At 70.6% G+C, this 25,680-nt stretch carries 25 protein-coding genes; 10 read left to right on the plus strand and 15 right to left on the minus strand.

Annotated elements, in window-relative coordinates; genetic code table 11:
* Positions 1-43 precede the first annotated feature (43 nt).
* From ACFQQL_RS05760 to ACFQQL_RS05780, 5 genes are read right to left on the minus strand one after another with little or no spacing between them, the layout of a single operon-like run.
* Positions 44-1,552: a sodium:solute symporter family protein gene (locus tag ACFQQL_RS05760; RefSeq protein WP_382392163.1), complete on the minus strand. Its 1,509-nt coding sequence runs from the start codon at positions 1,550-1,552 to the stop codon at positions 44-46.
* On the minus strand, positions 1,552-1,824 hold the full coding sequence (locus ACFQQL_RS05765; protein ID WP_382392165.1) for a hypothetical protein: 273 nt from the start codon (positions 1,822-1,824) through the stop codon (positions 1,552-1,554). The genes ACFQQL_RS05760 and ACFQQL_RS05765 overlap by 1 nt, the downstream gene beginning before the upstream one ends.
* A 52-nt stretch (positions 1,825-1,876) precedes the next feature.
* A complete protein-coding gene (locus ACFQQL_RS05770) occupies positions 1,877-2,293 on the minus strand; it encodes a carboxymuconolactone decarboxylase family protein (RefSeq protein ID WP_382392167.1) in 417 nt (138 codons plus the stop codon).
* Entirely contained in the window at positions 2,290-3,222 is a 933-nt protein-coding gene (locus tag ACFQQL_RS05775) for an NAD(P)-dependent oxidoreductase (protein ID WP_382392169.1), read from the minus strand. Before ACFQQL_RS05775 ends, ACFQQL_RS05770 begins: the two co-directional genes overlap by 4 nt.
* On the minus strand, positions 3,219-3,935 hold the full coding sequence (locus tag ACFQQL_RS05780; RefSeq protein ID WP_382392171.1) for a GntR family transcriptional regulator: 717 nt from the start codon (positions 3,933-3,935) through the stop codon (positions 3,219-3,221). The genes ACFQQL_RS05775 and ACFQQL_RS05780 overlap by 4 nt, the downstream gene beginning before the upstream one ends.
* Positions 3,936-4,025: 90 nt before the next feature.
* Here ACFQQL_RS05780 and ACFQQL_RS05785 point away from each other — a divergent pair, with 90 nt between their 5' ends.
* From ACFQQL_RS05785 to ACFQQL_RS05795, 3 genes are all read left to right on the plus strand, one after another.
* Positions 4,026-5,399, plus strand: coding sequence for an alpha/beta fold hydrolase (locus ACFQQL_RS05785; protein ID WP_382392173.1), 1,374 nt, complete (start codon positions 4,026-4,028; stop codon positions 5,397-5,399).
* Positions 5,400-5,439: 40 nt separating this feature from the next.
* Positions 5,440-6,909, plus strand: coding sequence for an NAD-dependent succinate-semialdehyde dehydrogenase (locus ACFQQL_RS05790; protein WP_382392175.1), 1,470 nt, complete (start codon positions 5,440-5,442; stop codon positions 6,907-6,909).
* A 103-nt stretch (positions 6,910-7,012) separates the two neighbouring features.
* On the plus strand, positions 7,013-8,062 hold the full coding sequence (locus ACFQQL_RS05795) for an LCP family protein (RefSeq protein ID WP_382392177.1): 1,050 nt from the start codon (positions 7,013-7,015) through the stop codon (positions 8,060-8,062).
* 42 nt (positions 8,063-8,104) lie between these two features.
* Here ACFQQL_RS05795 and arfA read toward each other — a convergent pair whose 3' ends face one another.
* From arfA to ACFQQL_RS05815, 4 genes are read right to left on the minus strand one after another with little or no spacing between them, the layout of a single operon-like run.
* The gene (gene arfA / locus ACFQQL_RS05800) at positions 8,105-9,595 is read right to left on the minus strand and encodes an arabinosylfuranosidase ArfA (RefSeq protein WP_382392179.1); all 1,491 of its coding nucleotides are present in this window, start codon (positions 9,593-9,595) and stop codon (positions 8,105-8,107) included.
* Between the two features lie 40 nt (positions 9,596-9,635).
* On the minus strand, positions 9,636-10,559 hold the full coding sequence (locus tag ACFQQL_RS05805) for a carbohydrate ABC transporter permease (RefSeq protein ID WP_382392181.1): 924 nt from the start codon (positions 10,557-10,559) through the stop codon (positions 9,636-9,638).
* The gene (locus tag ACFQQL_RS05810; RefSeq protein ID WP_382392183.1) at positions 10,556-11,479 is read right to left on the minus strand and encodes a carbohydrate ABC transporter permease; all 924 of its coding nucleotides are present in this window, start codon (positions 11,477-11,479) and stop codon (positions 10,556-10,558) included. The genes ACFQQL_RS05805 and ACFQQL_RS05810 overlap by 4 nt, the downstream gene beginning before the upstream one ends.
* The gene (locus tag ACFQQL_RS05815) at positions 11,476-12,810 is read right to left on the minus strand and encodes an extracellular solute-binding protein (RefSeq protein WP_382392185.1); all 1,335 of its coding nucleotides are present in this window, start codon (positions 12,808-12,810) and stop codon (positions 11,476-11,478) included. The genes ACFQQL_RS05810 and ACFQQL_RS05815 overlap by 4 nt, the downstream gene beginning before the upstream one ends.
* Positions 12,811-13,078: 268 nt before the next feature.
* On the opposite strand from ACFQQL_RS05815, the gene ACFQQL_RS05820 reads away from it, so the two are divergent.
* The 4 genes from ACFQQL_RS05820 (at position 13,079) to ACFQQL_RS05835 (ending at position 17,337) form a co-directional block, all read left to right on the plus strand.
* Positions 13,079-13,843 carry a DeoR/GlpR family DNA-binding transcription regulator gene (locus ACFQQL_RS05820; protein WP_382392187.1) on the plus strand — a complete coding sequence of 255 codons (765 nt, stop codon included), beginning with the start codon at positions 13,079-13,081 and terminating at the stop codon, positions 13,841-13,843.
* A gap of 109 nt (positions 13,844-13,952) precedes the next feature.
* Entirely contained in the window at positions 13,953-15,074 is a 1,122-nt protein-coding gene (gene solA / locus ACFQQL_RS05825; RefSeq protein WP_382392189.1) for an N-methyl-L-tryptophan oxidase, read from the plus strand.
* Positions 15,067-15,984, plus strand: a complete 918-nt coding sequence (locus tag ACFQQL_RS05830) for a LysR substrate-binding domain-containing protein (RefSeq protein ID WP_382392191.1) — start codon at positions 15,067-15,069, stop codon at positions 15,982-15,984. Before solA ends, ACFQQL_RS05830 begins: the two co-directional genes overlap by 8 nt.
* A 9-nt stretch (positions 15,985-15,993) precedes the next feature.
* Positions 15,994-17,337, plus strand: a complete 1,344-nt coding sequence (locus ACFQQL_RS05835; RefSeq protein ID WP_382392193.1) for a sodium/glutamate symporter — start codon at positions 15,994-15,996, stop codon at positions 17,335-17,337.
* Positions 17,338-17,424: 87 nt separating this feature from the next.
* Here ACFQQL_RS05835 and ACFQQL_RS05840 read toward each other — a convergent pair whose 3' ends face one another.
* The 5 genes from ACFQQL_RS05840 to ACFQQL_RS05860 form a co-directional block, all read right to left on the minus strand.
* A complete protein-coding gene (locus ACFQQL_RS05840; RefSeq protein ID WP_382392195.1) occupies positions 17,425-18,078 on the minus strand; it encodes a hypothetical protein in 654 nt (217 codons plus the stop codon).
* A gap of 235 nt (positions 18,079-18,313) precedes the next feature.
* Positions 18,314-18,772 (minus strand): RrF2 family transcriptional regulator, encoded by a 459-nt coding sequence (locus ACFQQL_RS05845; RefSeq protein ID WP_382392197.1) that lies wholly within the window; start codon positions 18,770-18,772, stop codon positions 18,314-18,316.
* A 163-nt stretch (positions 18,773-18,935) separates the two neighbouring features.
* Entirely contained in the window at positions 18,936-19,322 is a 387-nt protein-coding gene (locus tag ACFQQL_RS05850; protein WP_382392199.1) for a CAP domain-containing protein, read from the minus strand.
* A 212-nt stretch (positions 19,323-19,534) separates the two neighbouring features.
* Positions 19,535-20,086: an LAETG motif-containing sortase-dependent surface protein gene (locus ACFQQL_RS05855; protein WP_382392201.1), complete on the minus strand. Its 552-nt coding sequence runs from the start codon at positions 20,084-20,086 to the stop codon at positions 19,535-19,537.
* Between the two features lie 56 nt (positions 20,087-20,142).
* Complete coding sequence (locus ACFQQL_RS05860; RefSeq protein WP_382392203.1) at positions 20,143-21,951, minus strand: DUF4012 domain-containing protein; 1,809 nt, start codon at positions 21,949-21,951, stop codon at positions 20,143-20,145.
* A 143-nt stretch (positions 21,952-22,094) separates the two neighbouring features.
* Between ACFQQL_RS05860 and ACFQQL_RS05865 the strand changes: the two genes are divergently transcribed.
* Positions 22,095-22,676 carry an arsenate reductase/protein-tyrosine-phosphatase family protein gene (locus ACFQQL_RS05865; RefSeq protein ID WP_382392204.1) on the plus strand — a complete coding sequence of 194 codons (582 nt, stop codon included), beginning with the start codon at positions 22,095-22,097 and terminating at the stop codon, positions 22,674-22,676.
* A 40-nt stretch (positions 22,677-22,716) separates the two neighbouring features.
* On the opposite strand, the gene ACFQQL_RS05870 is transcribed toward ACFQQL_RS05865, so the two are convergent.
* On the minus strand, positions 22,717-24,174 hold the full coding sequence (locus tag ACFQQL_RS05870; RefSeq protein ID WP_465253992.1) for an NCS2 family permease: 1,458 nt from the start codon (positions 24,172-24,174) through the stop codon (positions 22,717-22,719).
* A 57-nt stretch (positions 24,175-24,231) separates the two neighbouring features.
* On the opposite strand from ACFQQL_RS05870, the gene ACFQQL_RS05875 reads away from it, so the two are divergent.
* Positions 24,232-24,480: a DUF2530 domain-containing protein gene (locus ACFQQL_RS05875; RefSeq protein ID WP_382392208.1), complete on the plus strand. Its 249-nt coding sequence runs from the start codon at positions 24,232-24,234 to the stop codon at positions 24,478-24,480.
* A 302-nt stretch (positions 24,481-24,782) separates the two neighbouring features.
* On the plus strand, positions 24,783-25,631 hold the full coding sequence (locus ACFQQL_RS05880; protein ID WP_382392210.1) for a polysaccharide pyruvyl transferase family protein: 849 nt from the start codon (positions 24,783-24,785) through the stop codon (positions 25,629-25,631).
* The last annotated feature ends 49 nt before the right edge of the window (positions 25,632-25,680 follow it).

Raw genomic sequence — 25,680 nt, forward strand, 5'->3', positions numbered from 1 at the left:
TCGTCCGACGGGCTCACGTCTGCCGACCTCACGTCTCGGGCCCTCACCTGGTCGCGGCCGCGCTCGGTCGGCGGCTCGGCGTCACGCCGTAGAGGCCCTTCGCCAGCGAGTCGTGGTACTCGTGCTGCACCGGCCGCACCTGCGAGGGTGTGGCCAGAGAGACGATCACGAACACCGGCAGGCCCACGAGCAGACCCGTCATCGCCGGGCCGTACGGCAGCGGCGAGAGACCGAGGACGACGGCGAGCACCACGAGCTCTCCGACGATCACCGAGGCGAGGGCCCCGGACCGGGTGGCGCGGCGCCACACCAACGGGCCGAGGGCGGCCGGGACCAGCTGGCTGCCGATCGCGAAGCCCCGGTCGGCGAGCGGCACCAGGAAGTCCTGGGCCGCGGGCGTGAACCCGAGGATGCACACCAGCGCCGTGAGGCTCAGGACGCATGCGCGGCCCACGACCGTGCGCAGTCGCGGCGTCGCGTCCCGCTTGGCGAACCGCACGTACAGGTCGGAGGTGAGCAGGCTGCCCGAGGAGAGCAGCTGGCTGTTCACGGTCGAGATCCCCGCGGCCACGATCGCCACGACCACCACGGCCCCGAACACCGGCGCGTGCTGGGCGAAGTACAGCGGGATGATCTGGTCGCTGTTCTCCGCCGAGAGCCCGTCGATGAGGCCGGGCGTCCAGGCGAGCATCCCGATGACGCAGGCGCCCATCGCCATGATCCAGGTGTTCCACAGCGGCGTGATGGCGGCAGCCTTCGCGAGGTTCATCGCCGAGCGGGCCGAGTAGTACTTCTGCCACATGTGGGGCATGACCCAGAAACCGAGCGCCAGGCCGATGGTCGTGTCCACGATGGTCCACGGCTCGCCCTTGTTGGTGAGAATCTCGGGGGCGACCTCCTGCAGGTTCCGGAACCCGTCGAACCAGCCGGCGGAGCTGAGGAACGTCATCATGATGATGGTCAGCACGACGCCGAAGAAGAAGCCCATGAAGGTGTCCGTCCACGCGGCGCCTCGGCCGCCCGCGAGGGTGACGAGGACGCCGACGAGCAGGCCGAGGACGACGATGCCCACCCAGTAGGGGATGGCCCCGCCGGTGAGGGTGGACATGGCCCCGGCACCGCCGATGATCTGGATCATCATGTACGGCACCAGCCCGACGATCCCGCAGACGGCGAAGAGGACCCGCAGCGTCGGGCTGCCGTAGTAGTGCTCGACCATGTCGCCCGGCGTGACGAAGCCGAACTTCCGGCCGAGCTGCCAGATCCGGGAGCCGAAGACCCAGATGAACATGGCGTGCACGACGGTCCAGGCGGGGAACGCCCAGAACCAGACGCCGTCCCGGTAGAAGGATCCGACGGCGCCGAGCAGCGTCCACGTGGAGAAGAAGCTCGCGCCCGTGGTCATCATGAGCACGACCGTGCCCAGGCCGCGGTCGGCGAGGAAGAAGTCGTCGGGTGTCTGCTTGTTGAGGCGGGATGCGCCCAGGCTGATGCCGACGAGGATGAGGAGGAAGGTGATCAGGGTGATGACCGTCGCGACGGTGATGCTCATCAGAACCCGTCCTCCTTCGTCCCCTCGCGCTCCTCGGCCTCCTGCTCGTGGTAGTGCCGCATGCGCCGGGCGTAGGGCCGGAAGAACGCGAAGTACACGACCACCACGAGGGCCGTGTTGACGACGTTGATCGCCAGGCCGAACGCCATGGGCTGCGGGAACGGGCCGATGAACGACGGGGCGTTGACCACCCCGAAGTACGGCAGCCACGTGGCCAGGTAGAGCACGAAGAAGGTCGTCAGGACGATGTAGTTCGCCGTGCGTCTCTTCATGGGAAACCTCGACTTCCTTGTCGGCGACGCCCCCGCGGCGTCAGCGGGTGGGTCAGGCCTCCGAGCCGGAGCCGCCCTCGTGGACGGTGACGGTCGGCTCGATGCCGTCGGCTCCGGTGACCTCGCGCCAGGCCTCGACGCCGGCCTGGAAGGCGACGATGCCGGCCTCGGGCAGAGAGATCTCGATGGCCTCGAGGATCTCCCGCGGGCTCAGGCCCAGGTCGAGCGCGACGCGGATGTGGCTCTGGATGTGTCCCTTGGAGGCACGCATCACGGTGAGGGTCACGATGAAGATGAGCTCCTTGGTCTTCCGGTCCAAGGTCCGCTGTTCGAGGTACGCGGCCTTCACGACGCCGTTGGCGGCCTGCAGGACGTCGAAGTCGTGCTTGGCCATGACCTTGTGGTAGTCGAGGACGTAGCCCCGCGAGGTGGCCATGTCGTCGATGTACTGCTGGGCGGCGTCGCTCATGCGTCCTCCGTGTCGGTGTCGGTTCGGCGCTCGCTGCGCGAGCGCAGGTCGGTCCCGGCGCGTGCGGCGACGTACCGGGCCAGCTCGGTGTGGTCCTCCGGGTGATGCGCCGCCGCCTCGCGTGCCGTGTGGGCCGCGGCGCCGGTGACCTCGAGGGGGACCTCGTGGGTCTGGGCCAGGGCGGTGGCGATGCCGATGTCCTTGACCATGAGGTCGAAGGCGAACCCGGAGTCGTAGGTGCCGGTGAGGATGTGGCGGGGGTACTTGACCTCGCTGGCCTGTGACCGGCCGGTGGAGGCGTTGACGACGTCGATCATGACGGCCGGGTCGATGCCGAACCGGCCGGCGACGGCGAGCACCTCGGCGGCCGCGGCGATGTTGGTGGCGGACAGCAGGTTGTTCAGCGCCTTCGCCGCGTGGCCTGCACCGGAGGGACCGACCCGGGTGATGGCGCCCGCCATGGGCTGCAGATGCGTCATGGCCCGGTCGACGTCGGCGCCGGCACCGCCGACCATGATCGACAGCTCGCCGCTGACGGCCTTGGCGACGCCGCCGGAGACGGGGGCGTCGACGTACCCGACGCCGCGCTCGGCCGCCGCGGCCGCGAGTCGTTGCGTGCTGTCCGGCTCGGAGGAGCTCATGTCGATGACCAGGCCGCCGGGTTCCAGCCGACCGAGCAGCCCCGTCCCGCCGGGTGAGCCCGCGCCCTCGAGGATCGCCTCGACCACGCGGGACGAGGGAACCATGAGGATGACGACGTCGATCTGCGCCAGGTCCGTCAGATCCTTGAGCGCGGTCGCTCCCAGCTCGACCGCGGCCCGCCGGAGTGCGGCGGCGTCGGCGTCGTGCAGGGTGACGTCGTGGACGGCCGCGTAGCGGCGCGCCATGGGCAGGCCCATGCGCCCCAGCCCGACGAACAGGGTGGTCATGCCGTGGCCTCCGGTGGGGTCGTCGTGTGCGGGGCGGCGCCGGCGGCCGGCGGCGCCTCGGCGAAGTGGGTCAGCGCGATGGCCTGGGCGGCGCGGACGTGCTCGCGGGTGCGCGACTCGGCCAGGTCCGGATGGCGCGCCTCGATCGCGTCGATGACTGCCGAGAGCTCCGCGTGACTCTGCGTGGCCCGCCCCGGAACCTCGAGGGTGTAGGCCCGCAGCAGCGAGATTCGCGCCTGCACGTTGCCGAGCATCTCTTCGATGACCGGGTTGCCGGCCGCGGCCACCAGGGCCGCGTAGAACTCGTCCTTGGTGGTCACCAGCCGCTCCGGCTCGCCACTCTCGCCCGCAACCCGGAACCTCTCGATGAGCGCCCGGAGGGACGAGACGTCCTCCGCGGTGGCGTGCTCGGCCGCGAGTCGCGCTGCCGTCCCTTCCAGCGCCGCCCGCACCTGATACAGGTGCGTGGCGTTCTCCGCGGTCAGCACGGTGACGATCGGCCCGACGTTCGGCTTCAGCGTGATGAGCTGCTGGCTCTCCAGCTGCCGCAGCGCCTCCCGGATGACGGTCCGGGAGACTCCGAGGTCCTGCTCGAGTCGCTTCTCGACCAGCCGTTCGCCCGGCCGGTAGGCGCCGGAGACGATCTGCTGGCGCAGCACCGCGACGGCCTGGGCGCGCAGCGGCGCGGCCTCGCGGCGCAACGGGATCGTCACGGTGGTCCTCCTTCGAGCAGGTCCTGGCGGAGGATCGTGACACGGTATTACGGTCATACGCAACGCCGCCGACTCGCACAGGGAGATCTGATGCCCACCAGCGCATGGCAGCCGTGGCTCGAGACGTGGCTCCACGCCGTGGGCTCCGATGCGGAGAACGCGCACGTCGGACGGTTCTCACGCTTCGTCGTCGACGCGTGGACCACGGAGGGCGAGCGGTACGTCCTCGGCTACGACGGCGGAGTCGTGCGTCTCGAGCACGACGACGGACCTCCCGGCTCGGCGACGCACCACAGGGAAGGGGTGTCCGACGTCGGGTCGCAGGAGGACCGTCTGGTCCTTCGGGCACCCCGCGACGTGTGGCGCGAGCTTGCCGACCCCTCTGCCGCGCCGCGTCGGCACGACCTGCTGTCGTTGACGAAGGCCGACGACGGGATCGAGATCGTTACGGGCCGCGAGGTGATGATCCGCCACCTGCGGGTGCTGACCCGCCTCGTCGAGCTCGCCAAGGGCGTCGGCAGCGAACCATCGGTGCGGGACGCCCGGGCGAAGGCAGGCCAGGGCGCGGCGCCTCGGTTCGAGGACGTCGTCGGCCGGTACCTGCGGCTCCGCTCCGGCGGTGCCGAACACCGCATCTACGTCGAGATGGCCGGGCCGGACGATCCGGACGTCCCGGTGCTGCTCGCCCTGCACACCGCCGGCGCGGACTCCCGCCAGTACCGCCACCTGCTCGCCGACCCCGCGGTGACCGACCGCTGGCGCGTGATCGCCTTCGATCTCCCGGCGCACGGGCGCTCGCTCCCGCCGCCGGGCTGGTGGCGCCGGGAGTACCTGCTCACCACAGAGACCTACGCGACCCTCGTCGAGGACGTCGCCAGCGCGCTCGGCCTGGACCGGCCCGTGGTGCTCGGCTGCTCCATGGGCGGATCCCTGGTGCTCGAGCTGGCCCGGCGGGACCCGGACCGCTGGGGCGGCGTCATCGGGCTCTCCGGTGCCCTGAGCCTGACGGGCCGCTTCCAGGACTGGCCGCTGCATCCGGACGTGAACGCGCAGCACGTGGTGCCCTCCTGGACCGCCAGCCTCATGGCGCCGAACGCCCCGGAGGAATCCCGCCGCGAGGTCTGGTGGATCTACAGCCAGGGAGGACCGGGGATCTACCGCGGCGACACGTATTTCTACTCGGAGGACCTCGACCTGCGCGAGACGGCGGCCACCATCGACACCGCCCGCTGCCCGGTGTACCTGCTCACCGGCGAGTACGACCACGCCTGCACGCCTGCGGACACCGATGCCGCGCGGGCCGCGATCCCCGGGGCGCGCGGTGGCACCATGCGCGGCATCGGGCACTTCCCGATGGCGGAGAACTATCCGCTGTTCCGGACCTATCTACTGCCCGTCCTGGCGGAGCTGGCCGCGACCGTGACCCACCGAGACGCGCAGGCACGGAGCGCGCAAGAAGAGTAGAAACGAACCAGGGACTCCAGCCGCGACGAAAGGTGCACCCGTGACCACCGTGACCGACCCGACCGCCGTCCTGTCCACCGTCCCGACCGGCCTGCTGATCGGCGGCCAGTGGCGCGACGCCTCCGGTGGCGGGACCTTCGAGGTGCTCGACCCGGCCACCGGCGAGGTGCTGACGTCCGTCGCCGACGCCACGCCGGAGGACGGCATGGCCGCCCTCGACGCCGCCGCGGCCGCGCAGGCCGAGTGGGCCGCGACCGCACCCCGGACCCGCGCCGAGCTGCTCCGCGCCGCGTGGGAGCTGACCATCGAGCGCGCGGACGACCTCGCCACGCTCATGACCCTCGAGATGGGCAAGCCGCTGGCGGACGCCCGCGGCGAGGTCACCTACGGTGCGGAGTTCCTGCGCTGGTTCTCCGAGGAGGCGCCCCGCATCAACGGGCGTTACCAGACCGCCCCGGAGGGAACGCTCCGGATCCTGACCACCAAGCGGCCGGTGGGTCCCTGCCTGTTCATCACGCCGTGGAACTTCCCGCTCGCCATGGCCACCCGGAAGATCGCGCCCGCGCTCGCGGCCGGGTGCACCACCATCCTCAAGCCCGCCAACGCGACGCCGCTGACCGCACTCGCCTTCGGGCAGATCCTCCGCGAGGTCGGCGTCCCGGACGGCGTCGTCAACATCATCCCGACCAACACCGCCCAGCCGGTCACCGGCCCGATCATCCAGGACCGGCGGCTGCGCAAGCTGTCCTTCACCGGCTCCACCGCGGTCGGGTCCGCGCTGCTGAAGGAGGCCGCGGACAACGTGCTGCGCACCTCGATGGAGCTCGGCGGCTGCGCACCGTTCCTCGTCTTCGAGGACGCCGACCTCGACGCCGCGGTCGCCGGGGCCCGGCTGGCCAAGCTGCGGAACATGGGCGAGGCGTGCACGGCCGCCAACCGGCTCTACGTGCACCGCTCCATCGCCGATGACTTCGCGAACGCGCTCACCGAGAACTTCCGCGGCCTGCGCGTCGGTCCCGGGATCGAGGAGGGCACCGACGTCGGCCCGCTCATCTCCGAGGACCAGCGCAGCAAGGTCGTCGAGCTGGTCAGCGCGGCGCGCGACGGGGGAGCCCGCGTCCTGCTGGGCGGGGACCCGGTGGACGGCCCGGGCTACTTCTACCCGCCCACCGTCCTGACCGACGTGCCCACGGACTCGCCCGTCATGACGGAGGAGATCTTCGGCCCCGTCGCCCCGATCGCGACGTTCGAGTCCGAGGAGGAGGTCATCGCGCTCGCGAACGGCCTCGACGTCGGACTGGCCGGCTACATCTTCACCAACGACATGCAGCGGGTGCTGCGACTGAGCGAACGGCTCGAGGTGGGCCTGGTGGGCGTGAACACGGGTCTGATCTCCAACGCGGCCGCGCCGTTCGGTGGCGTCAAGCACTCCGGTCTCGGTCGCGAGGGCGGCGTCGAGGGGATCGAGGAGTTCCTCGAGACGATCTACGTGGGCATTCCGGCCACGTAGGGCGAGACCACGAACGGCTCACCTTGCCGGATCACCCGGCGATCACCCTGGACGGGCGGCCGTTCGGCCGTGATCTTGGGTCGCGGCCGCCAGGCTCCGTCACGTGTTCGAGTGGGAGAGTGCGGTGGAGCCCGCACGACGGCGAAGGACCGGCCTGGCCCTGGGCATCGCCCTGGCCGCGTTCGTGCTCATGCTCGCCGGCGCCCTGGCCGGCGTGCCGGTCCTGCGCGACTCGCCGTCGCCGACCTTCGAGCGCCTCGGTGACCCGTTCGGGACACTGACCGACCGTCCGGGGTCCCACGAGCCGGCGGACGCGAGCGATCCCGTCAACCTGCTGCTCCTGGGCTCCGACTCCCGCAGCACGGCAGACGATCCGGGGGACTGGGTCTACGGAGGCCAGCGGGCCGACGCCATCATGCTCGTCCAGGTGGCCGGAGACCGCCGGAGCGTCACGGCCATGTCCGTCCCGCGCGACTCGTGGGTGGAGATCCCTGGGCACGGGCCGGGCAAGATCAACGCGGCGTTCTCCTTCGGGGGACCGGCACTCATGGTCGAGACGCTGGAGGCACTGACGGGCATCCGGATCGACCACGTGGCGGTCGCCGACTTCTCCTCCTTCGTGGGGCTCACGGACGACCTCGGCGGGGTCGAGCTCACCCTCTCCCAGCCGCTCACCACGGGCGGGACCACCCTCGAGGCCGGGAGCCGCGTGCTCGACGGCGCACAGGCACTGGCGTACACGCGGGAGCGGTACGACGTGCCAGGAGGCGACCTCGGCAGGGTGCAGCGCCAGCAGGCTTGGCTGCGGGCGGTGATGGAGGCCGCCGAGGAACGTGGCGTGCTCGACGACCCGTCCCAGGCCCTCCGCATCGCCTGGACCCTCATGCGGTCGGTCGCCGTGGACGAAGGGCTCGGCGTCCCCCGTCTGCTCGGGCTCGCCATCGGCCTGCGGGACCTGGACCGTGCCGGCATCCGCTTCCTCACCGCCCCCACGGTCGGGACGGGCTGGAGCCCGGACGGCACGCAGTCGATCGTGCTGCTCGACGAGCTGCTGCTGGAGGAGGTGTCCGCGGCGTTCCGGGACGACCGGATCGCCGAGCTCCTCGACGCGGACACCGGCAGGGTGACCCAGCTGGGCGCGCAGGCGCCGTAACGGGCCGACGGTCGCTCGGACGGACGCCGGTGAACCCGGCGGTCAGGCCACCCGCAGCATCGACCACGACCCCGGAGGCAGCTCGACCGCCTCACCGTCGAGCGGCGTCCGTCCCGCGACGACCGGCGCGATCTCCGGCCTGCCCGGACCGTTGGTGGCATCGAGGTCGGGACCGGTCAGGCACGTGTGCTCGACCGTGCGACCGTCCGCGGCGACGCCGCGCAGGTCGAGGTGAGCGGTCACCGGCCGGTCGGTGGACCTGTTCACCACGAACAGCACGTGCTCGCCGTCCTCCCGGCGAACCGCGGCGACGTCCAGGAGGGGCACGTCGTCGTGCGCGCTGGTCGAGGTGCGCTCGCACGTCACCTGGGCCTGCAGGGCCGTCCCGCGCCCGTACCGCGCCGTGAGCGCGAACGGGAAGAAGGTGGTCTGGCGCCACACCTCCCCGGCACCCGGCTCCGTCCTGATCGGCGCGATGACGTTGACGAGCTGCGCCAGGCAGGCCATCCGGACGCGGTCGCTGCCGCGGAGGAGCGAGTTGAGGAAGCTGCCGACCACCAGCGCGTGGGCGAGGGAGTACGTGTCCTCGATGAGGCGCGGCGCGTGCGGCCAGTGGCCCACGTCTCGCGACCGGGAGTTGTACCAGACGTTCCACTCGTCGAAGGACAGCGACAGGTGGCGGCTGTGACGACCTGCGGCGCGCGCGTAGTCGACGCTGGCGACCACGGAGCGGATGTACTCGTCGACGTCGAGCCCGGCGGCGAGGAAGTCCGCGGTGTCCTGGTACTTCTCCGGATCGGCGTACATGTGCATCGAGACATGGTCGACGTGCCGGTAGGTGTGCTCCAGGACGGTGGCCTCCCACCGCGCGAAGGTCGGCATGGACGGCTTGGACGACCCGCACGCGACCAGCTCGATCGAAGGGTCCACCACCTTCATCGCCGCAGCGGTCTGCGCGGCGAGCTTGCCGTAGTCCTCCGCCGTCTTGTGGCCGAGCTGCCACGGCCCGTCCATCTCGTTGCCCAGGCACCACACCTTGACGCCGTAGGGCTCGGCGGTGCCGTGGCGCCGCCGCAGGTCGGAGGCGGGCGTCCCACCCGGGACGTTGCAGTATTCCAGCAGCGCGAGCGCCTCACGCATCCCACGCGTGCCGAGGTTCACCGCCAGCATCGGGTCCGCCTGCACCGTCCGGCAGTAGCGGAGGAACTCGTCCGTGCCCACCTGGTTCGACTCGACGCTGCGCCAGGCGAGGTCGAGCCGCTCGGGGCGTTCCGACTTCGGTCCGACGCCGTCCTCCCAGTCGTACCCGGAGACGAAGTTGCCGCCTGGATAGCGCAGGATCGTCGGCCCGAGCTCGCGCACCACGGCGGCCACGTCACCGCGGAAGCCGTCCTCGTCGGCCGTCTCGTGCTCGGGTGCGTAGATGCCGTCGTAGACGCCCCGGCCCATGTGCTCCACGAAGGACCCGTAGATGCGGGGGTCGATCTCGGCGATCTCGTAGGCGTCGTCGACGACGATCCGTGCTGTGCTCATTCCGCTCCTCGAGGTTGGGGTGTGCGTCTCGGTGTGCCGGTCACTGGCCGCCCAGGCCCGTCGTCGCCACGCTCTGCACGATCTGCCGCTGGAAGAGCATGAAGACGACGATGAGGGGCAGCCCCGCGAGCGTGGCGGCCGCCATCTCCTGGGAGTAGATCTGGCCGTAGGCGCTCAGCACGTTGGGCAGCCCCACGGGCAGCGTCATCAGCTCGGGCTCGCTGGTGACGATGAAGGGCCACAGGAAGTTGTTCCAGGCGTTGATGAACACGAAGATCGCCACCGCCGCCAGGATGGGGCGGGAGAGCGGGAGGACCACCGACCAGAAGACGCGCAGGCGGGATGCGCCGTCGATCCGGGCGGCCTCTTCGAGCTCGAGCGGGATCCCGTCGAAGAACTTCTTCAGGATGAAGACCATCACGGGCGCGATCACCTGGGGCAGGGCGATGCCCCAGTAGGTGTCGACGAGGCGCCAGCTCACCATCTGCTGGAAGAGCGGGACCACGAGGATCTGTGGCGGCACCATGATCGCGCCGATGGTGAGTGCGAAGAGCAGGTTCTTGCCGCGGAAGGTGGTGCGCGAGAACCCGTACGCGGCGAGCGAGGACACCACCATCGTCAGGACGGTGACGATCACGGCCACGACGACGCTGTTGACGAACCAGGTCTGGATGTTCCCGGCGGCGAGGACCTCCCGGTAGGAGCCGAGGGTGAAGCCGCTCTCCGGGATCCAGGAGAGCGGCAGGGCGCTCGCGTCCGCCTCGGTCTTGAACGAGGTGTCGACGGCCCAGGCGAGGGGGACCAGCCACAGCACGGTCATGACCAGGAGACCGCCCCAGGTCAGCAGGCGTGGACCCCACGACGTGCCCAGCAGCAACCGTTCCTGCTGGGTCTGGAAGGTGAACGACCGGGACGGCCTGGGTCGGCGACGGGTGCCGAGCGAGGCTGCTGACGTGCTGGTCATGCGGTGGTCTCCCTCCGGCGGGCGAGCAGCACCTGGACGATCGAGACGATCACGACGAGGGCGAGGAAGAGGTACGACAGGGCGGCCGCGTAACCCAGGCGGTAGCCCGTGAACCCGGCGTCGTAGACGTAGAGCAGGAAGGACTGGGTGGCCCCGTTCGGACCGCCCTTGGTCATCAGGTAGATCTGGTCGAAGACCTTCAGGGAGGACAGGATCTGCAGGATCAGCACGACGCCGGTGATGCGTCCCAGCTGCGGCAGCGTGATGCTCCAGAGCCGGCGGAACGGTCCGGCGCCGTCGATCGACGCCGCCTCGTAGAGGTGGTTGGGGATCGCCTGCATGGCGGAGAGGTAGAGCAGGAAGTTGAACCCGACCGTCCACCAGACCGTCGCGATCGTCACCGACCACATAGCCGCGTTCTCGTCCGAGAGCCAGCCCACGCCGCCGAGCCCCAGCGAGACGAGGGTCTGGTTCACCAGTCCGAGGTTCTCCTCCAGCAGCCAGCTCCAGACCATGGCGACCGTCGCCACCGGCAGCAGGTACGGCGCGAAGAACGCCAGCCGCCAGAGCCACTGACCGCGTACGCCCGTGTAGACGAGGGTCGCCATGACCAGGGCGACCAGCACCAGCGGCACGGTGCTGATGAGGGTGAAGTACGCCGTGTGCCCGAGCGCCCGCCAGGCCTCGGGGTCGGCCAGCGCCTCGGTGTAGTTGGCCAGCCCGACGAACTCCGGCTCGCCTCCCACGAGCGACTGGTCCGTGAGGCTGAGCCAGACGCCGTAGATGATCGGCCAGATCATGAACAGCACGAAGAAGACGAGGAAGGGGACCACGAACCAGCCGGCGGACCAGGACCGGCCCTCGCGGCGTCGGGTCCGCCCGGCCGTCGCGGCCGGCGCGCTCGGTGCCCGGGCGCTCATCGCGCACCCCCTCGGGTCGGGTTCGGCTGAGCCGCTCTGGACTCGCAGTACGCGACGAGGTCGGCGGCGGCCTGGGCCGGGTCGCCGCCCAGCATCGCGCTCTGCGTCGGGAAGCCCGCCTCGCGCTGGAACTCCGATCCGGAGCCGGTGAACCACGCCTGCGGGTCGAGCGCTGCGCTGTCTGCCGCCTGGACGTAGCTGCTCTGCGGCTCGAGCTCTGCGTACTCGGGAGACGCGGTGATCGGGCTGTAGGCGGGGATGTGGCCGGCCTCCGCCCAGGTGATGCTCGCCTTGAGGAACTCCGCGACGAACTGGTGCGCCTGGCGGCGCTTCGCCGGGTCCGCGGCGAGCTGCGCCGGCAGGACGAAGGAGTGCGAGTCGGCCGCGCCGGCGGGCTCGCCCAGCACGGCGGGGAAGGGTGACGCCGCCAGGTCGGGCACACCGGCGTCGCGGAACGTCGTCAGCTCCCACTCCCCGTTGAAGTGCATCGCGGACCGGCCGTTGCTGAACGAGGCCTCGGCGGCCGCCGGCTGGAGGTTGCCCAGCGCGCGTTCGCCGTCGAAGAGCTGACCGAGGAACGTCATGACGCTCTCCACGCCGTCGACGTCGATGTCGGCGACGCCCTCGCCGAGCTCGAATCGGGTGCCCTGCTGGTTCATCAGGGACCAGAAGAGCCGCCAGGCCATCGCGTCGTCGTTGATGTGCCCGAAGCTCAGCGGGGTCTCGCCGGTGCTACCGCGCAGCTCGTCGAGCGAGGCGAGGAAGTCCTCCGGGCCGTCGAAGGGACGCAGCACGCCGTCCGTCGTCAGCATGCCGACCGCGTCTAGCGGCTCGCGCCGGTAGAAGCAGATGAAGGGGTGGGTGTCCATCGGGATCGCGCGCTGCTCCCCGTCGAAGACGCCCCGGGACCACAGCTCCTGGTCGAAGTCCTCCGGGTGGACACCGAACTCGGCGAGCAGGTCCAGGTCGAAGGGCTCCAGGAGCCCGCCGGGCGCGTACCCGGGCACGCGGGAGAGGTGCAGGATCGCCAGGTCCGGGCCGCGTCCGCCCGTGGAGGCCATCGCCAGCTTGGTGTAGTAGGGCGGGCCCCATTCCAGGACGGTCGAGTGCACGGCGCCCACGGTCGGGCCGATCGTGTCGAGGATGTCCACCAGGAGGACGCCGTCTCCTCCCGAGAAGAGGCTCCAGAACCGGAGGCTCTCGGCGGAGGAGTAGTTGCCGGTGAAGCGGGCGCAGGAGCCCAGGGCGGGCACCGTCAGACCGAGGAGGCCCGCAGCGAGGACTCCTCGCCTGCTGGGCGTCGCGGGTGTCGGTGCGTCCGACCGTGACATCGTGGCTCCCTCGGCGTCGTCGTCGCGGACCAGGTCATCCCGTGTGAACCGTCGCGGGGAACGTAGCCCGATCGTCACACCACAGTCAACGTAGGTATCGCAGTGTCACATGGGCTCGTGCATTCGCGTGAGGTGCGCCGGCTCTGGAGGTGCCTGGCGGCCCGGAAATGCTGTGACATCAACGCCTGTGCTCATCCGTGATGATTGGTTACAGTGCGCGTGACAGTTCGGCGGCGAGGCGAGGGGGCGCGACGTCGTGGACCAGCGGATGATTCCCGAGCAGCGGCGCGAGTGGATCGTCTCGCTGCTGGCGTCCGAGACCGTGGTCTCGGTCCGTGACCTGACCAGGCGCCTGGGCGTATCCCACATGACGGTGCGCCGTGACATCGCGGCTCTCGAGGACGAGGGGCGCGCCAGGTCGGTGAAAGGTGGCGTGCGGGTCGCGCAGCACCTGCGGTCGGAACCGAGCTACGAGGCGAAGGCGGTCACCCATCTCGACCTGAAGAAGAAGATCGCCACCGAGGCCGCTCGTCGGGTGAGCTCCGGCGCGGCCGTCTACCTCGACGCCGGGACGACCGTCGCGGCGCTCGTGCCGTCCCTGCGTGAGCTCTCCGGCCTGACGGTCGTCACGAACGACTTCAGCACCCTCGGGATGCTGATGGACACCGACATCGAGCTGGTCCACATCGGCGGGCACGTCGAGAACCGGAACCGTTCGAGCACCGGTCGCCTGGCCGCCACGACCATGCGGCAGATCAACGTCGACGTCGCGTTCCTCAGCGCCAGCTCCTGGGACGGCGCGCGCGGCCTGACCACGCCCGCGGAGGCCAAGGTCGACGTGAAGCAGGCGGCGCTCGAGGTCGCCTCCACGGCGATCCTGCTCGCCGACTCGACGAAGTACGGCACGTTCGCGATGCACCGGGTCGCCGACCTCGTCGAGTTCGACGAGGTGATCACCGACGACCAGCTGGCCAGCTCGTCCGCGCAGCGCCTTCGCACCATGGGCGTGACCCTGACCCTCGCGACGGGCTGACGGCCGGGCTGTGGCGAGAGCGACTCATTTGTGAGGTAGATCAATCGATCGTCGACAGATATCGGTCGGCTATTGCATCCCGTCCCCGGTGCCAGCATGATCCTCCGTCATGGATACGGACGTGGCAGTGGTCGGGCTGGGCAGCGTCGGGGCGATGGTGAGCTGGCACCTGGCACGCCGGGGGGTGCGCGTCGTCGGTCTCGAGCAGTTCGGGCTGGGGCACGACCATGGTGCGTTCACCGGTGAGTCCCGGCTCTTCCGCACCGGCTACCACGAGAGCCCCGCCTACGTCCCGATGCTGCTCGCCGCACGTGAGCAGTGGCTCGACCTCGAGCAGAGGTCGTCACGCACCCTGTTCCACCCGACGGGCGTCCTGTCGATCGGCCTGCCCGGCACCCCGCAGATGCGCAACGTCCTGGAGTCGCTCGAGCAGAACGACCTGCCGCACGAGGTCCTCGACGCCCCGGCCCTGCGGGAGCGCTATCCCCAGCACGGGTGCCTCACGGAGGAGGTCGGGGTGCTGGACCGGCTCGGCGGTGTGCTGCGGCCGGAGAGCGCCGTGACCGAGACGCTGCGACAGGCCGGGGACGCCGGCGCCGTCCTGCTCGACCGGGAGGAGGTGGTCGAGATCGAGCCGACCGAGCGGGGCGTGCGCCTGAGGACCACCCGGACGACGGTCAGTGCCCGTCACGCCGTGGTCGCCTCGGGTGTGTGGTCCGGCCGTCTCGTTCCCCGGCTCGGCACGGCGCTCACGATCAAGCCGCTCGTGCTCACCTGGTTCGCCCCGGCGGCGCCCCGAGACTTCGCGCCGGAACGGTTCCCCGGGTTCATCCGCGACCTCGACGGCGTCCACCTCTTCGGCGTCCCCTCCCTGGACGGTGCGCTCGTGAAGTCCGGGTGGGCGGACAACTGGGGGAGCGTCGACGCCCCGGAGCAGCTCGGCCGGTTCCTCTCGCCGCAGGAGCTCGAGGCGGTCGGCTCCGACGTCCACCGGCTGCTGCCCGACCTGCCGCCGCAACCGAGCCGCCACTCCGTGCACATGGACGTCTTCACGCCGGACCGGCGCGGCGTCGTCGGACGGGTGGGGCCCGGCGTGACGGTCGCGACCGGATTCTCCGGCCACGGTTTCAAGCTTGCGCCCGTGTTCGGGGAGATCGCGGCCGACCTCGCCACCGGGCAGAGGCCCCGGTACGACGTCGAGATGTTCGACCCGCGACGGTTCGATGCCTGATCTGGAGCTGCGGCTGCTGAGGAACTTCACCGCGGTCTACGAGGCGCGCAGCTTCACCGCGGCGGCCCGACGGCTCCGCACCAGCCAGCCGCCGGTGAGCCAGGCGATCGCCGCGCTCGAGCGGGAGCTGGGGGTGCGCCTCTTCGAGCGGACCACCCGCGCGGTCACCCCCACGAGCGCGGCGGAGACGCTCTACCCGGAGGCCCAGTTCCTGCTGCGCCGGGCTGCGGAGACCGTGACCCTCATCGAGCGAGGTGCACAAGGCCGGCCGGTCCGGCTGGCCGCCGTGACCTCGACGTTCCCGGCACTCCTGCCCGCCATACTGCCGCTCCTGGCGGAGTACGAGCCGGTCGTGACCGAGATGGGCAGCGAGGAGCAGAAGCACGCGCTGGCCGCCGGCCACCTGGACCTGGCCATCCTGCGGGACTGGGGAGATGCGACCGACGACCAGATCGTGCTGGCGGACGAGCGGTTCGTGCTCGCGGTCCCGGCCGACCATCCGCTCGCCGGCACGGGCAGCGCCGCCCTCACCGCCGTCGCCGAGGAGCGGATCGTGCTCTTCGAACGGTCCCGCGCACCGGTGGCGTTCGACGCGATCGCCGGGGCCTGCACCGCCGCGGGATTCAGCCCGAGCCCGATCTGCCACGTGCAGAGCGAGCAGGCGATGCTCGGCCTGGTCTCCGCCGGCGCCGGCGTCGCGATCGTCTCGGAGCTCCTCACGCTGACCCCGTGGCCCGGCGTGAGCTACGTGGCGGTCGACGACGCCACGCACCGCACCCCGCTGCGCGCCAGAGTGGCGCGCGGCGATCCTCTCGGACTCCTGGAGGTCATCGAACGAGCGTTCCGTTCCGCACAGAGCCGACTGGGCTTCGCGACCGCCGAGGCACCGCACGACGGCTCCCAACCCTAAGGAGCTCACATGGAGTTCTCACCGTGGTCCCTGCTTGTCGACGCGGGCCTGATCGGCGTCCTGCTCGTGGTCGGGACGCTCGTCCGCGCCACCGTGCGGCCGATCCAGGCCCTCATGATCCCCGCGAGCGTGATCGCCGGCGTGCTCGGCCTCGCGCTCGGGCCGAACGGGCTGGGCTGGTTGCCCTTCTCCGACCAGGTCGGCACGTACTCCTCGGTGCTGATCGTGGTGGTCTTCGCCTGCCTGGCGTTGACCGACGACTTCGACCTGCGCAAGATCGGCCGGTCGATCGCCGGCTTCGCCGGGTACGGGGTGCTCATGTACGCCGCGCAGGTGGCCGTGGGAACACTGCTGGGGCTTCTGCTGCTCGGTCCTCTGTTCGGCACGCCCGACGGGTTCGGGCTGCTGCTCTTCGCGGGATGGGCCGGCGGCTTCGGCTCCGCCGCCGCCATGGGCACGGTCTTCGCCGACGCCGGATGGGCCGAGGCGCAGTCCCTCGCCTTCACCTCGGCGACGGTCGGTCTGCTGATCGGCATCGTCGGCGGCATCGTCCAGTCGAAGATCGGTGCCGCGCGTGGGTTCGCGCAGGAGTTCGCCGGCGTCACCTCGATCCCGCGGGACATGCGCACCGGCGTGCTCGCCGCCGACTCCGGTCGCCCGGCCATCGGCACGCACACGTTCTCGGCAGGGAGCATCGAGTCGCTGAGCTTCCAGGGTGCGGTGGTCCTCGCGATCTCCGCCGGCGCCTACGGCGTCAACGAGCTGCTCGTCCAGGTCCTCCCGGACGTCGCGTTCCCGCTGTTCTCGATCGCGTTCCTCATCGGTCTGGCCCTGCGGGCGCTGCTGTCCGTCACGAACACGCGACGCCTGGTGGACGGGGAGTCGCTGCGCTCGATCTCCGGCACCGCCACCGACGTCCTCGTGGTGTGCGGCATCGCCTCGATCGTGCCGAGCCTGGTGGCCGGGCACTGGCTCGCCCTGGTGATCCTGTTCGCCGTCGGGCTGGCGCTGTGCCTCGCGCTGGGCATCGGCCTCGCGCCTCGCATGGTGGGCGAGAACTGGTTCGAGAAGCAGATCTTCACGTGGGGCTGGGCAACCGGCTCCGTCTCGACCGGCATCGCGTTGCTCCGGATCGTCGACCCCCGGATGCGTTCGCGCACGCTCGAGGACTTCGCCATCGCCTACCTGCCCGTGCTCCCGGTGGAGGTCACGGCGGTCACGTTCACGCCGGTGCTGGTCATCGCGGGCGGCGCGTGGGCCGTGGCGGGCATCTGGGGAGCGATCGCGGTGGTCGCGCTGGCCGTGCCGCTGCTGCTGCTCCGCGGCTCCCGGACGCGGACGTTCGCGGGCTAGCGGTTCCGGGCGAGAACAGACGACCGCCCCTGCGGATCACTCCGCAGGGGCGGTCGTACCTGTCAGGCCTGGCTGACGGTCAGGGGATCAGAACCAACCGGAGAACCAGTGGCCGCCCCAGCCCGAGAACCAGAAGCTGGCGAGGCTCCACCACTTGTGCCACCAGCCCGGGCCGCCGTCACCGTGGTCCGGCGGACCGTGGTGGTCGCCGTCGTCGCCGCCGTGACCGTCACCGATCACGGTGAAGCTGGCGGCGCCGATGAAGCTGCCGTCCTCGCTCGAGGTGGCCTCGACCGAGTAGCGGCTCGGCTCGTCGATGGTCACGTCGAAGGTTGCGACGCCGTCCTCGACGGGAGCCGTCGCGGACGCCGCGCCCGCGATCTCGATGGACTCATCGGGGATCGTGGGGTTGTGCGACGCGATCTCGATGGTGACCTCGTCGGCGACGGAGGTCTCGACGTAGACCTGGAAGGTCTCGCCGGCCCGCGGGTGGAACTCCGAGAGCGACACCTGGCCCGGGTCGGCGTAGCCGCCGTCGCCGTCGTCGTCGTCGCAGTCGTCCCCGTGGCCGTGGCCCGGGCCATGCCCGTGCCCGTACCCACGTGCATCGAAGTCGTGGCAGTGCCCGTCTCCGTGACCAGGGCCGTGACCGTGCCCCCCGTCGGCGACAGCGCTTGATGGAAGCAGCACCAGCACCGCGGCGGCCGCGGCGGATACTGCATGTCGGCCCGTTCTGCTCATTCTCTTCCCCCAGGAAGTGGTCGGGAACAGGAACTTGCCCGGTCAACGTACCGACCCGTCCGATATTAGGCAAAGGCTTACGGACGGAGTTCGCCCAAACTTCACGATCCGGACCCTTGCGCGAAACACGATGACGTGGCGGTGGCATCACCGCAGGTCCCGGCGGTGTGGCCAGGAAAACGGATGGCGCCTCGGAGGCTTGTGGCCAGCCGGGCGCAGGAGTCAGGGAAGTGGCTCAGTGCGCCTGCCAGGCGTCCTTGTCCGCGCTGAGCTGCGTGACCGGGGCCGGGAGCTCGGCGGCTGCGAGGTGGGCCAGCGTCGTGGATTCGAGGACCCCACGCAGGGCGCCGCGCGCCGCGATCCACACCGTCTGCAGCACCCGGGCGTCGGGGAGGTAGGTGACGGACTCGGGACGTACGCCGTGGACGCTGACGAGCGGCCCGTCGACCGCCCGCATGACGTCCGCGACGGAGATGGCGTCACGATCCCTCGCGAGCAGCCATCCGCCGCCTTGTCCCCGCTGGCTCCGTACGATGCCAGCCCGCCGCAGGTCGGCGAGGATGGACTGCAGGTACTGGTGCGGGATGTCCTGCTCGTTGCCGATGGCCTCCGCGCTCAGGGGCGAAGCGCCCTCGTCCTGGGCGATCTCGATGAGGGCGCGCAACGCGTAGTCCGACTTGGCCGAGACATGCATGCGCCCATGGTGGCAGAGGGCGTACCACCGCGAGGCCAGCTTCCTCGCCGGACCAGGGCTTCCAGCAGCGCGATCACCCGGACGGACGTGGTCCCCGCGTGGCCACGCCGACGAGAACCCGGCCGAGGACCGGGTTCCGGTGTGAGATGTGTCGACGGCCGGTTCAGCCCCCGCCCGGGCCCAGGTAGACCTGCGAGCACAGGAGCTCTTCGCCGTCCCGCACGCAGGCGACGCCGAGTGATTCGGCCTCCGTGGTGAGAAGGTTCATACGGTGTCCGGACGAGTTCGACCACGCCGTGACGACTTCGGCCGGCTCTGCTGCGCTACGAACGAGGTTCTCGCCGCTCCAGGATGCGTCGCAGGCATCCAGCACGTCGTTCATGGGTGCGTGCTCCAGTGCGTCCCCGCCGGTCAACGCCTCCGCCCTGTCCCGGGCATGCCGTATCGCACAGTCCGACCGCTCCAGGGGTGGGCGGTCCTCCGTCTCCCGGAAGGCGTTCGTCTCCGCGAACAGCTCGTCCGCGTAGGCGTCGAGGTCCACGGTCGTCACGTCGATCGTCGGAGGCGAGTCGGAGGTCGTCGCACCACCGGTGGGCGATCCGTCACTGTCGCAGGACCCGAGCGTGGCGGTGGCGAGAGCGACCGCCGCTGCCAGGCCTGCGCGCGCTCGCCTTGCATGCATGTCCAAACTCCTGGTCGAACAGACAGGACGGCCCCCGCATGGTGCGGGGGCCGTCCTCAGTCAGTCAGCTAGGCCGAAGCTCAGGCCTGGGTCTGACGGGTGCGGGCGAAGACCATCGCGCCGGCACCGGCAGCGAGCAGAAGCGCTGCGCCGACCACGAGCGGGGTGCTGTTCGGAGCACCGGTCTCGGGCAGACCGCCGCCGAGACCGCCGTCGTCGTCACCCTCGCCCTCGGAGTAGACCTCGACGACCGCGGAGGCGATGAACTCGCCGTCCGAGTCGGTGGCGACGATCTCGTAGGTGCCCTCCTCGCTGATGGCGACGTCGAAGGCGGCGCTGCCACCCTCGAGGACGCCACTCTGCGACGCGGTGCCCGCGATCTCGATGGCGGAGTCCGGAACGCTCTCGTCCTCGGAGGTGACGGTCAGGGTGACCTCTTCACCGTCCTCGTACTCGTCGGCGCCGAACACGGTCGCCGTGAACGTGAAGGCCTCGCCGCCCTGCTCGTTGGAGATCTCGAGGTAGGCCTCTTCGCCGGCGTAGCCGCCGTCGTCGGTGTCCGCCAGGGCAGCGGTCGGCGCGAGGACGAGGCCCGCGGTGGCAGCGGCCGTAGCCAGTGCGCGTCGGTTCATGCTTTTCCCCCAGGGTTCTGGAAACGCGTGCGGTTAGAACACGGGCACGTTAGCAGTCATCCGCCGCACGGGGAAGTCTGGGTCGAGAACTGTCCAACTGCCGGACCAGGCGTGATCCGCGGCAGCGGTTCGCCGGAGAGGTCCGCCGGAACGTCCATCGTGAAGGTGAACGTCTGCGACTGGCCGGGCGAGAGCACTACTCGTGCGGCGGCCGCGTACAGGTCGTCGTGCATGGACGGTGACACGCCCGTCGAGCCGTCGCTGGACTGGAAATCGGTGATGCGGCCGCCGGTCGGGGCGTAGGCAAAGAGCCGGGTGCGTATATCGCCGACGTCCACCAATCGTCCGTCTCCGACGAGATATGGCGGCAGGTTTTCGAAGTCGGCGGGGACCTCGTTACTGATCGTCACGGCCACCTCGAGCTCACGCGATCCGTCCGGGCGGCACTCGACCTGCCGTATGTCGGCGCTGACGTGCTCGTAGTAGCCGATCTTTGCCGCGGTCAGGTCGTGCACGAAGATCCCGACGACGGGTCGGTCGCCCACGTGCCCGCGCAGCTCTCCCGCAAGGTTGGTCCCGCTGATGAGCGACTGCTCCTGCTCGTGGGCGCTCCAGAGCATGAGGCGCCCCTGCGAGGACACCTCGTCGAGGACCGGGACGACGCCGGCCGCGTTGCCGGCCCCGCCGATCACCTGTTCGAAGATCGCCGCGGCGGCCGCCTCGAAGAACTGGTCCTGGGCCTGCGGGCTCTCGATGTCGAGGTAGATCTGGTTCATGAGGAGCTGCGGCGTGTTCCGCGGTGTGAGCGACTGACCCGACGGCAGCTCCACCGAGCCGGTGGGTCGCAGCAGGGCACCGAGCGCGACCGGGTCGATGGACGCCACGCCGTCGATCTCCTCGCCCATGTCCCGCTGCCACATCTCGGTCGTGAGCTGTGCGGTGCGCGGGAAGTGGGGCGTGAAGGTGACGTTCTGCATGTACCGGCCGAGGTGCTCGCCGTACAGGGAGAGCTCGCCCGTGTCGAGCTCGAGCACCGGCTCGGAGTACGGGCCGAAGAGCCCTGCTTGCTGCTGCTCGACGATCTCGAGCGCGCCGTCGTCGGTGCGCAGGTGGATGATGGCGCCCGGGATGCCCCCGGTCGCGCGGGGCTCGGCGTTGTTCTGGACCAGGACCAGGTAGTCGCGCGGCCCGTCGATCCCCATCATCGGCGGGATCAGCTGCACGGCCCGAGAGGCTGTGCCGGTCAAGGCCCCGATCTCGTTGACCTGCCCCCGGACCTCCCCGACCGCCAGGGAGACCGGGAGCAGCAGCTCGTCGGTGTCGATCTCGGCGAGCGCGTCGACCGCCTCCTGGACGGTGTCGTTCGCGGACACCACCTGCGGGGCCACCTCGGCGATGGGCTCGATGTTGATCCGCCCGTCCTGGATGGCGAGGTTGGAGGGGTCGACGACCGACACGGCGTCGACCAGGTCCTCAAGCGCGCCGGTGGCGAGGTCGTCCGTCGCGAAGCTGACCGTCTGGACCGCACGGACGTTGGGCCCGACCCATGGCACCCATCCCATGATCGTCCAGTGCGGACCGGTGAGGGACTCGCGAGCCGCGCCGGTGTGCTCGCGGAGCTCGGTCGCCAGCTGCTCGACCCGCTCGCGGTCGCCGGTGAGTGCCTGCTCGCGCAGTGCGCTGACCCGCTGCTGCGCGTCGCGGAGCTCGGCGTACGCCGTGCGCGCATCCAGGGCGCAGAACACGCCTGAGACGATCACCACGAGCAGGAGCAGCCCGAGGGCGCCGAAGCCGAGCTTGAGCCAGCGTGGGGCTCCCTGCCGGCGGCGCCGACTTCTTCCGTGGGCGGCGCGGCGGGTACTCAACGGGGGGTGCCCCCGTCCATGTCGCCGCGCAGGCCGGACAGGGGCTCCTCACGTGATGAGCACTGCATGCGGCCGAGTCTAAGCACGCGGCCTGCGAGCCCTGGTTACCGTAGAGCGCCGCAGGGAAAGGAGCGCACGCAGGCATGAGCTATCGATCGGGTGAGAAGTTCACGATCCTCACGGTGTGCACCGGCAACATCTGCCGGTCGCCGGCCGCCGAACGCCTCTTCCGGTCCGCCTTCGGAGACGAGGTCTCCGTCACCAGCGCCGGGACGGGCGCCCTCGTCGGGGAACCGATCCACGGGCCCATGGCCGATCTCCTGCGTGACATCGACGTCGACGTCGAGGACTTCGCGGCGAAGATCCTCACCGAGGAGATCATCGGGCAGGCCGACCTCGTGCTGCCGATGACCCGGGAGCACCGTGGCGCGGTCGTGGAGCTGGTGCCGGGTGCGGTCAAGCGGACCTTCACCCTGCGGGAGTTCGCCCGGTTGGTGAGCAAGGTGGATCGAGCCGAGCTGGAGCAGGCCACCGGCCCCGAGCCGACGCCGGCCTCGCGGCTCGCCGCCCTGGTGACGCTCGCCGGTCGGCACCGGACCCCGGTCGAACCCGAGCTGGACGACGTCGTGGACCCGTTCCGGCGGGAGCTGTCCGTCTACCAGGAGTCGTTCGACCAGATCCTCCCGGCGGCGCGGACCATCGCGCGGGCCTCCCTGAACCTCTGAGGGGCGGGCGGCCGGGCCGGCGAAGACGCCGTGGCCGGCCTCAGACGCCGAGCGCGGCCTGGATCGGTCCGAGGCTGAAGTAGACGACGAACAGCGCCGCGACGACCCACATGAGCCAGTGGACCTGGCGCGCCCCGCCCTTGCGGACGGCCGACAGCAGCACGTACGTGATGAAGCCCACGCCGATGCCGGCGGCGATCGAGTACGTGAAGGGCATGAAGATGATCGTCAGGAATGCGGGGATCGCGATGGCGGCGTCCTTCCATGGGATGTCCGTCACCTGCGTCATCATGAGGAAGCCGACGACCACCAGCGCCGGGGTCGCCGCCTCGTACGGGACGAACGCCGTCAACGGCGCGAGGAACGTCGCGACCAGGAACGCGCAGCCCGTCACGATCGACGCGAGCCCGGTGCGTGCGCCGTCGCCGACGCCGGCGGCCGACTCGATGTAGCTCGTGTTCGACGAGACCCCGGCCGCACCGCCCGCCGCGGCCGCGACCGAGTCGACGAGGAGGATGCGGCGGGTGCGCGGGGGGTTGCCCTGCTCGTCGAGGAGGTCCGCCTCAGCACCGATCGCGACCATCGTGCCCATCGTGTCGAAGAAGTCGGCCAGCATCAGCGAGAACACCAGGAGCAGTGCCGCCACCACGCCGGCCTTCGCCTCCGAGAAGGCGCCGAACAGCGAGAACTGCCCGAGCGTCGAGAAGTCGGGCACCTGGAACGGTGAGCCATCCAGCGCGGGGACCGTCAGTGACCATCCGGTGGCGTTCTCCTCGCTGCGCGCACCGATGTCGAAGGCCGCCTCCAGCACGGCGGCCAGCAGGCCGGCGACGACGATCCCGATGAGGATCGCGCCGCGGATCCTGCGGACCATGAGTACGACGATGAGGAAGAGCCCGACGACGAAGACCAGCGCGGGCCAGCCCATCAGCGAGCCCTCGATGCCCAGCTGCAGCGGCGTGCCGCCGGGACGCACGATCCCCGCGTCGACCAGGCCGATGAGCGCGATGAACAGGCCGATCCCGACCGTGATGGCGACCTTGAGCGCGTGCGGGACGGCGCGGAAGACCGCCTCCCGCAGGCCGGTGAGGACCAGGACGAAGATGACGATGCCCTCCAGGACCACAAGGCCCATGGCGTCGGCCCACGTCATGCCGTCGAGCTGGGCGATCCCGTACGCGACGAGTGCGTTGATGCCGAGCCCGGCCGCGAGCGCCAGCGGGTAGTTCGCCACCGCGCCCATGAGGATCGTCATCAGGCCGGCGATGAGGGCGGTGGCAGCGGCGATCGCGGGTCGGTTCGGCTCCGTGCCGCCGCCGAGGAAGCCCCCCTGGGAGTCCGGCCCGGAGAGGATCAGGGGGTTGAGCACGAGGATGTAGGCCATCGCGAAGAAGGTCACAAGACCGCCACGGACCTCACGCGCGACGCTCGAACCCCGCTCCGTGATCCGGAAGGTGCGATCCAGCCAGCTGGTGGAGAGGGTGTTCGGCGCGCTCATGCCGCGCATTGTCCCAGAAACCCCTTGCCTCGACGTCGCGGTCGATAGGCTCGGAGCGTGCCCGACGTCGAGCTCTTCGAGCGCAGTCCCGACCCCCCTCCCGCGAAGGTGAACGCCGTGACGCTCACGGTCACGGGGACGATGGTGTGGATCGTCGCCACCGTCGTCGTCGGCGCGCTCGACCTCCTCGGCCACGTGCCGGAGCGGTGGCTCGACGTCTGCTTCGCAGGGCTGGGGCTCGGTGTGGTCGCGGTCGCGTGGGGCTACGTGCACGAGTACCGGCAGCGTCGTCGATCTTCCGCGTGAGAATCGGGAAAAGTCGTGGTCCGTCTCACGGAACACCGGCGTGTCGACGCCCGTTGGACATGGTGAGCCCCCGAAGACCCGGCCCCACTTTCCCCCAGGTTCCCGGGCCGGGCCTTCGAGGGTCCGACTCCGTCCCATCCTGAGCGCCTCGTCGACGCGGCGTGCCGACCCGCCGACGGGCCGCCATCCGACTGGACGTGCATCCACATCACCGGCAGTATGGAGTGATAGTCAAGCAAGTTGGTCGGATTTCCCGTGTATGGTGCGTGGTCGGCCGCGAACGAGTGAGGTCGGGGGACGGTGTGGCGGAGCTGCGGGGCTACTTCTGGGATGCGGCGGCGCCGGGGACGTTCGGCCTGCGCCACCGACGCATCCGGCCCAGGATCGGGAACGCTGGGGACCTCTTCAACCGGGACCTCGTCGCCTTCCTGTACGGCGCGACGATGCGCAACACCACCGACGAGGGACGGCGTCTGCTGCTGGTGGGGTCCCTGGCCCGCCTGGTGCGTGACGGGGACGTCGTGTGCGGCATCGGGACACGCGGCACCCCGATCCCTCCACCCAGTGCCGGGGTTCGTCTGACCATCCGCGGAGTCCGCGGCCCGCTCAGCCTGGAGGCGTTCGCCCACGCAGGTCACGACGTGCGCGACGTCCGTTTCCAGCTCGATCCCGGGCTCCTTGCCGACACCGTCTTCGCCGACCTGGTGGACTCGGTCCGGGCCGAGCCCGGACGCACCCTCTTCGTCCCGCACTACCGCGAGCGTCGCAAGTTCCGATCGACCCGGTCCGTGCAGGTGTTCGACGTCGACAGCCTGCCTGTCGATCTCGCACGCGAGATCCTGCGCGCAGAGCACGTGTACGCCTCCTCGCTCCATGGCGTCGTCTTCGCCCATGCGCTCGGCCGGCCCTGCACGCTCGTGGCGCCCACGACCCAGGAGCCCGAGATCAAGTACCGGGACTACTACGCGTCGCTGGGACTCCCGTGGCCGGAGCCGGTGGACCTGCACGCCTCGCTGACACGCCGGAAGCCGCCGAGTCCCGCGGACGTCCGGAAGACGCTCGAGGACTTCGACTTCCCGACGGCGGAGGAGCTGCACCAACGGGGAATCCTCGACGGCGCCCCCGCCCTGGTGCGGGACGGGCAGTGCTGAGCATCGCCGAGCAGGTGTGGCGCGCACGGCCGGGCGCGAGCGGGCCGCG

Source organism: Georgenia alba (assembly GCF_042665525.1).
GTDB lineage: Bacteria > Actinomycetota > Actinomycetes > Actinomycetales > Actinomycetaceae > Allobogoriella > Allobogoriella alba.

Coding starts and splice junctions, on each gene's coding strand:
- ACFQQL_RS05760 (WP_382392163.1), bottom strand. CDS start 1,552: ATGAGCATCACCGTCGCGACGGTCATCACCCTGATCACCTTCCTCCTC.
- ACFQQL_RS05765 (WP_382392165.1), bottom strand. CDS start 1,824: ATGAAGAGACGCACGGCGAACTACATCGTCCTGACGACCTTCTTCGTG.
- ACFQQL_RS05770 (WP_382392167.1), bottom strand. CDS start 2,293: ATGAGCGACGCCGCCCAGCAGTACATCGACGACATGGCCACCTCGCGG.
- ACFQQL_RS05775 (WP_382392169.1), bottom strand. CDS start 3,222: ATGACCACCCTGTTCGTCGGGCTGGGGCGCATGGGCCTGCCCATGGCG.
- ACFQQL_RS05785 (WP_382392173.1), top strand. CDS start 4,026: ATGCCCACCAGCGCATGGCAGCCGTGGCTCGAGACGTGGCTCCACGCC.
- arfA (WP_382392179.1), bottom strand. CDS start 9,595: ATGAGCACAGCACGGATCGTCGTCGACGACGCCTACGAGATCGCCGAG.
- ACFQQL_RS05805 (WP_382392181.1), bottom strand. CDS start 10,559: ATGACCAGCACGTCAGCAGCCTCGCTCGGCACCCGTCGCCGACCCAGG.
- ACFQQL_RS05810 (WP_382392183.1), bottom strand. CDS start 11,479: ATGAGCGCCCGGGCACCGAGCGCGCCGGCCGCGACGGCCGGGCGGACC.
- ACFQQL_RS05815 (WP_382392185.1), bottom strand. CDS start 12,810: ATGTCACGGTCGGACGCACCGACACCCGCGACGCCCAGCAGGCGAGGA.
- ACFQQL_RS05820 (WP_382392187.1), top strand. CDS start 13,079: ATGATTCCCGAGCAGCGGCGCGAGTGGATCGTCTCGCTGCTGGCGTCC.
- solA (WP_382392189.1), top strand. CDS start 13,953: ATGGATACGGACGTGGCAGTGGTCGGGCTGGGCAGCGTCGGGGCGATG.
- ACFQQL_RS05830 (WP_382392191.1), top strand. CDS start 15,067: ATGCCTGATCTGGAGCTGCGGCTGCTGAGGAACTTCACCGCGGTCTAC.
- ACFQQL_RS05835 (WP_382392193.1), top strand. CDS start 15,994: ATGGAGTTCTCACCGTGGTCCCTGCTTGTCGACGCGGGCCTGATCGGC.
- ACFQQL_RS05840 (WP_382392195.1), bottom strand. CDS start 18,078: ATGAGCAGAACGGGCCGACATGCAGTATCCGCCGCGGCCGCCGCGGTG.
- ACFQQL_RS05845 (WP_382392197.1), bottom strand. CDS start 18,772: ATGCATGTCTCGGCCAAGTCGGACTACGCGTTGCGCGCCCTCATCGAG.
- ACFQQL_RS05855 (WP_382392201.1), bottom strand. CDS start 20,086: ATGAACCGACGCGCACTGGCTACGGCCGCTGCCACCGCGGGCCTCGTC.
- ACFQQL_RS05865 (WP_382392204.1), top strand. CDS start 22,095: ATGAGCTATCGATCGGGTGAGAAGTTCACGATCCTCACGGTGTGCACC.
- ACFQQL_RS05870 (WP_465253992.1), bottom strand. CDS start 24,174: ATGAGCGCGCCGAACACCCTCTCCACCAGCTGGCTGGATCGCACCTTC.